The organism is Streptomyces sp. NPDC048269, from assembly GCF_040652395.1.
Lineage (GTDB): Bacteria > Actinomycetota > Actinomycetes > Streptomycetales > Streptomycetaceae > Streptomyces.
This window is the reverse complement of record NZ_JBEZLW010000005.1, coordinates 51,021-58,675: the sequence shown is the minus strand read 5'-3', so window position 1 is coordinate 58,675 and position 7,655 is coordinate 51,021. Positions and strand designations below refer to the sequence as shown.

Here is a 7,655-nt window from a genome sequence, read left to right as displayed (position 1 = left end):
CGAGGCGGTCGTGTCGTCGTAGTCGAGCGAGGCCTCTGCAGTGGAGGCGTCGGTGACGGCCCGGGAGTCATCGCGCGTCCGTCTGCCCTGGCCAGGCTGGCCCGCTGCCCGCCGTCCTCCCATTCGATGCCGTAGTGCTCGTACAGGCGGTGTTCCTCGTCAGCTGAGAGGGCGCCCCCGGCGTCGACGTCGGCATTGGGGGCCCCTTTGACCGTGTCCTTGGCGTAGGGGACCTCGAGGTGGTCCTCGACCATGGTGGCCTCACGGAGGGGAACGAAAGATTCCCTGGCGCCGAACAGGCCCGTCTTGACGCTGACCCACTCGGGCTGGCCGGTGACAGCATCGAGGAAGACATGTTTTGCATCGCCGATCTTGTTTCCATCGGCGTCATGGACCGAGTGGTCCAGCACGGTGGCAATCTGTACCTGAGTGATCATCTCGGTGCCTCCTGCCCACGCGGTCACCGTTTCGCCTAAGCGGGAGGAATCGCGCGGAAGCACGCTTGAAGAACCTTCCTTCCCATGTTGGTCGGGTTTCTGGCGTCCCGCTACCGCCCGCGCTTGTCCGCCTCACGCAGGCAGCCCCGGGCCGGCCAGGAGCGACGGGAACAGATCCGTTCCGGGTGGGCCGTCGAGGGGCCTCCAGCAGCTACCCATGACGCCCAACGGTGACCAGAGGGTGAGACCCGCCCCCGGGCCACCCCCCAGGTCGGGGGCGCTGACCATACGCGTTTCCCCCGAGGTATGGACGCCTGGCAAGATGGGGTGTATCTGCCCACACACGATCTGCCGGACGGTTTCTCTTGGCTGAGTTCATCTACACCATGCGCAAGACGCGCAAGGCGCACGGCGACAAGGTGATCCTTGATGACGTCACCTTGAACTTCCTGCCCGGCGCGAAGATCGGTGTGGTCGGCCCGAACGGCGCCGGTAAGTCCACCGTTCTGAAGATCATGGCGGGCCTGGAGCAGCCGTCCAACGGCGATGCCTTCCTGTCGCCCGGCTTCACCGTCGGCATCCTCATGCAGGAGCCCAAGCTCGACGAGTCCAAGACCGTCCTGCAGAACGTCCAGGACGGCGCCGCCGACACCGTCGCGAAGCTCAACCGCTTCAACGAGGTCGCCGAGCTGATGGCGACCGACTACTCGGACGCCCTCCTCGACGAGATGGGCAAGCTCCAGGAAGACCTGGACCACTCCAACGCCTGGGACCTCGACGCCCAGCTGGAGCAGGCCATGGACGCCCTCGGCTGCCCCCCCGGCGACTGGCCCGTCACCAACCTCTCCGGTGGCGAGAAGCGCCGCGTGGCGCTCTGCAAGCTGCTGATCGAGGCCCCGGACCTGCTCCTCCTCGACGAGCCCACCAACCACCTCGACGCCGAGTCGGTGAATTGGCTCGAGCAGCACCTCTCGCAGTACAAGGGCGCCGTCGTGGCCGTCACCCACGACCGGTACTTCCTGAACAACGTCGCCGAGTGGATCCTCGAGCTCGACCGCGGCCGCGCGCACCCGTACGAGGGCAACTACTCCACCTACCTGGAGAAGAAGGCCACCCGCCTCAAGGTCGAGGGCCGCAAGGACGAGAAGCGCCAGAAGCGCCTCAAGGAAGAGCTGGAGTGGGTCCGCTCCAACGCCAAGGGCCGTCAGACCAAGTCCAAGGCCCGTCTGGCCCGCTACGAGGAGATGGCGGCCGAGGCGGACAAGATGCGGAAGCTGGACTTCGAGGAGATCCAGATCCCGCCGGGCCCGCGCCTCGGTTCCATCGTCGTCGAGGTCAACAACCTCTCGAAGGCCTTCGGCGACAAGGTCCTCGTCGACGACCTGTCCTTCACCCTGCCGCGCAACGGCATCGTGGGCATCATCGGCCCGAACGGCGCCGGCAAGACCACGCTCTTCAAGATGATCCAGGGCCTGGAGGCGCCGGACTCCGGCTCCGTCAAGATCGGCGAGACCGTCAAGATCTCGTACGTCGACCAGAGCCGCGCCAACATCGACCCCAAGAAGACGCTCTGGGCGGTCGTGTCGGACGAGCTGGACTACATCAACGTCGGCCAGGTCGAGATGCCGTCCCGCGCGTACGTCAGCGCCTTCGGCTTCAAGGGCCCGGACCAGCAGAAGCCGGCCGGTGTCCTGTCCGGTGGTGAGCGCAACCGCCTCAACCTGGCGCTGACGCTCAAGGAGGGCGGCAACCTGCTGCTCCTCGACGAGCCCACCAACGACCTCGACGTCGAGACCCTGTCCTCGCTCGAGAACGCGCTCCTCGAGTTCCCCGGTGCGGCCGTGGTCATCTCCCACGACCGCTGGTTCCTCGACCGGGTCGCCACGCACATCCTGGCGTACGAGGGCGACTCCAAGTGGTACTGGTTCGAGGGCAACTTCGAGTCGTACGAGAAGAACAAGATCGAGCGCCTCGGCCCGGACGCGGCTCGCCCGCACCGCGCCACGTACAAGAAGCTCACCCGAGGCTGAGGTCCGCACCATGGCCAGACACCACTACCGGTGCCCCCTGCGCTGGTCGGACATGGACTCCTTCGGACACGTGAACAACGTGGTCTTCCTCCGCTACCTGGAGGAGGCGAGGATCGACTTCATGTTCCGGCTGGCGCCGGGGGAGGGCAGCGAGTCCTTCACGGGCGGGTCCGTCGTGGCCCGGCACGAGATCGACTACAAGCTGCCCCTCGTGCACCGTCACGAGCCGGTGCTCATCGAGTCCTGGGTGACCCGGATCGGCGCCGCGTCCCTGACCATCGGCTACGAGGTCAAGGACGAGGCGACCGGGGACGCGCCCGAGAAGGTCTACGTGCGCGCCTCGACCGTGGTCGTGCCCTACAACCTCGCCGAGGGGCGGCCCCGCCGCATCACGGCCGAGGAGAAGCACTTCCTCGAGAAGTACCTCGACGAGCCGGTCCGCTCGGAAGGACGCCTCGCGGCATGAACGAACGGCTGCACTTCGCCGACTCCGGGGAGGCGGCGGACCTCGCCGCCTTCCTGGGCCGGCTGGTGCACTACGACCGCGCCGCCGCCGTCCGCCTCCAGGCAGGCGGCGGCGCGCTCGCCGTGTTCGGACGGCCGCCGTCCTTCGAGGTCCTGGCCATCCGTACGGTGCGGCTCGCCGCGCCCGTCCTGACGCCGCTCGACCTGACGGTCTCCGCCGGTGAGTTCCTGGAATCCGTGGAGGAGGCCCCGGCCGCGGCCACCGTGCCCCGGCCGGTCACCGGGCCGCCGTGGACCGGGGTGCTCCCGCCGCGCGGCGGCTGGCGGCAGCTGCCCGGGCTGCCCGCACCCGAGGAGATGGGGGCGGCCGTCGCCGACGCCGTCGCCGAGTTCCGCGCCCGCGACGAGGCGCTGCCCGCACAGCACCGGACCCGGTCCGAGCGCGACCGCATCGGCCGCGAGATCTGGTCCCGGACGCTGGGCGACACCGAACTCCCGCTGCGCGCCGTGCACGCCGCGCAGTCCCTGGGCTTCCTGCGGCCCGTACGGTCCACCGTGCCCGCCGCCGCCCCGCGTACGGCAACCGCGCCCGACGCGGTGGCCCTGCTCGCCGCCGGGAGCTGGCTGCGGCTGCGTACTCCGTACGGCTCCGTCGCCATGCGCCGCCCCGGCCTGGGCGGAGGCCTGGGCGCCCTCCAGGTCCGCCCGGTCCGCACCCCGGGCTGACGGTCCGCACCCGGGCTGAACCGCAGGCCCGGCTAACCCGCCGTGTTGATCATCGACGCGGCGGCGTACGTGAGGTACTTCCACAGCTGCGCCTCGTGCTCCGGCGCCAGGCCCAGCTCGTCCACCGCCACCCGCATGTGGCTCAGCCAGGCGTCGTGCGCCGCCGCGTCCACCTGGAACGGGGCGTGCCGCATCCGCAGGCGCGGATGGCCGCGGTGCTCGCTGTAAGTGGTGGGGCCGCCCCAGTACTGCATCAGGAACAGCGTGAACCGCTCCTCGGCCGGGCCCAGGTCCTCCTCCGGGTACATCGGGCGCAGCAGCGGGTCCTCCGCGACCCCCTGGTAGAAGCGCCGGACGAGGCGGCGGAAGGTCTCCTCGCCGCCCACCTGCTCGTAAAAGGTCTGCTCCTGAAGCGTGCCCCGCGGAATCTCGTTCACCCGACCATCGTCTCAGACGCCCGGACGGAGGACCGGGGTCCTAGGACCCCGGTCCTCGGCTGTGGGGAGTCCCCGAGGTCGCACCCGAGGGCCGCCCGCAGGACAGTTGAGTCATGGGCGCACACACCTCACGCACCACCGGCGTACGGGATCTGCGCGGGACCGCGCACGCCGCCCAGGTGCGGGAGCTGACGGCCGCCGGGGTGCTGGACGACCCGGCCTGGCGGGCGGCGTTCGCCGCCGTCCCCCGGCACGTGTTCGTCCCCTATTTCTGGACCGGCCGCGGCGCGGGCCACGAACGGCTGTGGGCCGAGGACCCCGACCCCGAGCGGCGGGCCCGCTGGCTGCGCGGGGTCTACGAGGACACCCCGCTCGCGACCCGGCTGCGCGACGGCGAGCTGGTCTCCTCCAGCAGCCAGCCCTCCCTGATGGCGAAGATGCTCCGGGCACTGGACGTGCGGGACGGCCACAACGTGCTGGAGATCGGCGCGGGCACCGGCTACAACGCCGCCCTGCTCTGCCACCGGCTCGGCGACGGCCTCGTCACCACCGTGGACCTCGACGAGGAGATCACCGAGTCCGCGCGGAAACACCTCGCCGAGCTCGGCTACCACCCCACGGTGGTCACCGGTGACGGGGCGCGCGGCTGCCCCGCCCGTGCCCCCTTCGACAGGATCATGGTGACCTGCACGCTGCCGCTGATCCCGCCCGCCTGGACGGCCCAGTGCCGGCCCGGGGCGCGGATCCTGGCTCCGCTGTCGACCGGGCTGATCGCGCTCACCGTCCGGGACGCCGACTTCGCCGAAGGCCGCTTCCTGCACAACCCGGCGTACTTCGTCCCGCTGCGCGGGGCCACGGCGGCGCCGCAGCCGCGGGCCGGGGTGCCTTACGGGCTTCCGTACGAGCTGGTGGAGAACGAGCGCTTCCAGTTCATGCTCGTGCTGACCGCGGGCGTCCTGCACGCCCGCGAGGCCCTGGACCTGTGGCGCCGTGAGGACCGTCCGGCCCGCGAGCGCTTCGGGGTCACGGTCACCGCCGAGGGCCAGTGGTCGTGGCTCGACGATCCCCAGGGGCCCTACACGTGGCCCCTGGGGGAGGGGTGACTCAGCCCAGGCCAGCCCAGGTCTCAGCCCCGGCCTCAGCCGCGGCCTGAGCCCCGGCGGATGGTGATCGTGGTCCAGGCGCCGACGTGGACGCGGTCGCCGTCGGTGAGCGGGACCGGGACGTAGGGCTGGATCGGCTCCTCGCCGCCGTTGATGGTGGTGCCGTTGGTGGAGTTCTGGTCCACCACCGCCCAGCTGAGGTCGGGCTGCTGGACGAGGACCGCGTGCTGGTGGGAGACGCCCGGGTCCTCCGGGGGCACCGCCAGGTCGATGTCGGGGGACTCGCCCGTGGAGGCGCGGCGGCGGCCGATGGTGATCTGGCCGCCGGAGAGCGGCAGATGCTGCTCCGGGGAGTACGCGGGCAGGTTGAGCCCGGCCGCCTCGGGGCCGCTGCGCTGCATCATCGCCATGAAGTACGAGCGGTCGGGGCCGATCGTCGCGGTCCAGGAGACGACCTGGGGCGCGTACGACTGCTGCTGTGGCTGCTGGTGCTGCTGCTGGTACTGCTCCTGCGGGGGCTGGTGCTGCTGGTACTCCTGCTGGTACTCCCGCTGCTGAGGCGGCTGCGGGGGCTGCTGCTGGTACTGGGGCTGCGGAGGCTGCTGGTACTCCTGCTGCGGCTCGTGCGCCGGAGGCGGCAGCAGCCAGTCGTCCTCGCGCTGGAGCGGCTCGGCCGGCCGGTTGACCCGGGACGGCCGCGAGCCCTGGTACTCGAAGTGGTCCTGGGAGTACACCCCGGGCGCCTGCGCGGGCGGCGGCGGAGGCGTGGACGGGGGCACGGGCGGCGGCGTCGCGCCGCCGTTCCCCTGGGGCCCCTGGTCCGCGGCGAGCGGGGTGTACGAGGTCGCCGTACGCGTCAGGAAGTTGTACCGGCACTCCTCGCAGAACGGGGCCATGGCCTCGCGCGGGGTCCGGCACTGCGGGCAGAGTTCGGCCTGGGCGGTCGGCTCACCGGCGGTCGGGGGGTAGCCGTAGCCGTAGGAGGGAGCCGGAGGCGGGCCTTCCGAGGCAGCCATGCGGTGGCCGCAGACCTCGCACCAGTCGTCGGAGGCGGACTGGTGCCCGTTCGGGCAGGTCGGCATGGCGGCGCTTCCCCCTTCTTCTCCCTGCGTCATCGCGTCAGGTCTTCTCAGGTCTTCTTCACTCGGACGGTCTGCGTCGAACGCGTTTCGAGGGTCATCTCGTCGGCATCCTCGACCTTCGCCTTCAGCCGCACAGTACCCGCCGCCGCATCCACGACATCCACCACCTTCGCCAGGAGTTTTGCAGTGTCGGCGTTTCCGGAGGCACTCGCCAGCTGTACGGCGCGGCCTAGTTTGGCCGTGGCACCGCCCACATCGCCCAGTTTGCGGGCTTCCAGGCCCTGCTGGATGGCCTGCGCGAGTTCCGCCTGTCCGGTGTAGTGGGCGACCTGCGGGTTGATGGCGGTGGAGGCGGCCAGATCGTCCGTCCACACCGCGCGCACCAGCCCCTGGGCGAGGACGGCGGCCGGCTCCCCTGCCGTCCCCGGCAGGACGAGCGTGGCGCGGGCGGCGAGCATTTCCTGGCCCACGGACGCATTCGGAACACGGACGCACACGTGGTACTCGCGGGACTCGTCGCCCCAGGAGCCGGTCGGGTAGTCCCCGGCGCGCGGGCCCGCCTCGGTGCGGCGGTCGGTCAGGTCGTGGACGGCGGGCGCGACCTGCTTGACGTACTGGATCTCCGCCCCGACCGGGGTCCACAGGCGCAGCGCGACGTCCGCGACCTCCTTGCCCATGACGTTCTCCATCATGCGCGTGAAGTCCTCGGCGAGGTGGGCCGGATCGGCCACGATGTCGGCGGAGCCGAGCAGCGCGCTCGCGATGCCGGTGACCTCCTTGACCTCCCAGTCGGTGCCCACCCCGCGGGCGTCGCAGGTGAAGCGGCCCGCGCACGCGTCGAGGGTGGCGCGGAGCACGGCCGGGTCCTCGTGCTCGTTGCGGCCGTCCGTGAGCAGGATCCCGTGCCGTATGGCGGCGGGGGACTGGCGCAGCAGTCCGTCGGCGAGGCGCAGCCAGGTGCCGATGGCGGTGCCGCCGCCGGAGTTGAGGCCGCGCAGCGCCTCCTTGGCCTGGGCGCGGGTGACCGGGTCGGCGACGGCGAGGCGGCCCTGGCCCGGGTAGACCTCCTTGGCCACGTGGGTACCGGCGATCACGGCGAAGGAGGTGCCGTCGCGCAGGGTGTCGACGGCCGCGGCCGTGGCCTCACGGGCGCCGCGCATCTTCTCCGGCGGGTACTCCATGGAGCCGGAGCAGTCGACCATGATCACGACGGCCGCCGTGCCCTGGGCGGCCGTCGCGCGGGTGGCGGCGCCGCCGCCGGTGGAGGTGACCGTGACGATGGCGTGGACGTCCCGTCCGCCCTGCGGGAGGAACTCGTTCTGGTACACCTCCACGCTGAAGCGCGGGGCGCTGGGCTTGGCGAAGTTCGCCATCG

At 71.2% G+C, this 7,655-nt stretch carries 8 protein-coding genes; 4 read left to right on the top strand and 4 right to left on the bottom strand.

Going from position 1 to position 7,655, the window contains the following annotated elements; genetic code table 11:
- On the bottom strand, window positions 1–437 hold a 437-nt coding region (locus AB0D48_RS07430), incomplete at its 3' end, for a PRC-barrel domain-containing protein (protein ID WP_362391810.1).
- Between the two features lie 365 nt (window positions 438–802).
- On the opposite strand from AB0D48_RS07430, the gene ettA reads away from it, so the two are divergent.
- The 3 genes from ettA to AB0D48_RS07415 are packed head-to-tail and all read left to right on the top strand — an operon-like array spanning window position 803 to window position 3,658.
- On the top strand, window positions 803–2,467 hold the full coding sequence (ettA, locus tag AB0D48_RS07425; RefSeq protein ID WP_362391807.1) for an energy-dependent translational throttle protein EttA: 1,665 nt from the start codon (window positions 803–805) through the stop codon (window positions 2,465–2,467).
- Between the two features lie 10 nt (window positions 2,468–2,477).
- Window positions 2,478–2,933, top strand: a complete 456-nt coding sequence (locus AB0D48_RS07420; RefSeq protein ID WP_362391805.1) for a thioesterase family protein — start codon at window positions 2,478–2,480, stop codon at window positions 2,931–2,933.
- Window positions 2,930–3,658, top strand: a complete 729-nt coding sequence (locus AB0D48_RS07415) for a hypothetical protein (RefSeq protein ID WP_362391803.1) — start codon at window positions 2,930–2,932, stop codon at window positions 3,656–3,658. The genes AB0D48_RS07420 and AB0D48_RS07415 overlap by 4 nt, the downstream gene beginning before the upstream one ends.
- 32 nt (window positions 3,659–3,690) lie before the next feature.
- Here the strand turns inward: AB0D48_RS07415 and AB0D48_RS07410 are convergent, their stop codons facing one another.
- A complete protein-coding gene (locus AB0D48_RS07410) occupies window positions 3,691–4,095 on the bottom strand; it encodes a globin (protein ID WP_362391801.1) in 405 nt (134 codons plus the stop codon).
- A gap of 113 nt (window positions 4,096–4,208) precedes the next feature.
- Between AB0D48_RS07410 and AB0D48_RS07405 the strand changes: the two genes are divergently transcribed.
- Window positions 4,209–5,198 (top strand): methyltransferase domain-containing protein, encoded by a 990-nt coding sequence (locus AB0D48_RS07405; RefSeq protein WP_362391799.1) that lies wholly within the window; start codon window positions 4,209–4,211, stop codon window positions 5,196–5,198.
- Window positions 5,199–5,233: 35 nt separating this feature from the next.
- On the opposite strand, the gene AB0D48_RS07400 is transcribed toward AB0D48_RS07405, so the two are convergent.
- Together AB0D48_RS07400 and AB0D48_RS07395 are read right to left on the bottom strand one after the other, a co-directional pair.
- A complete protein-coding gene (locus AB0D48_RS07400; protein ID WP_362392288.1) occupies window positions 5,234–6,280 on the bottom strand; it encodes an FHA domain-containing protein in 1,047 nt (348 codons plus the stop codon).
- 47 nt (window positions 6,281–6,327) lie between these two features.
- Window positions 6,328–7,653: a VWA domain-containing protein gene (locus AB0D48_RS07395; RefSeq protein WP_362391797.1), complete on the bottom strand. Its 1,326-nt coding sequence runs from the start codon at window positions 7,651–7,653 to the stop codon at window positions 6,328–6,330.
- Window positions 7,654–7,655 lie beyond the last annotated feature (2 nt).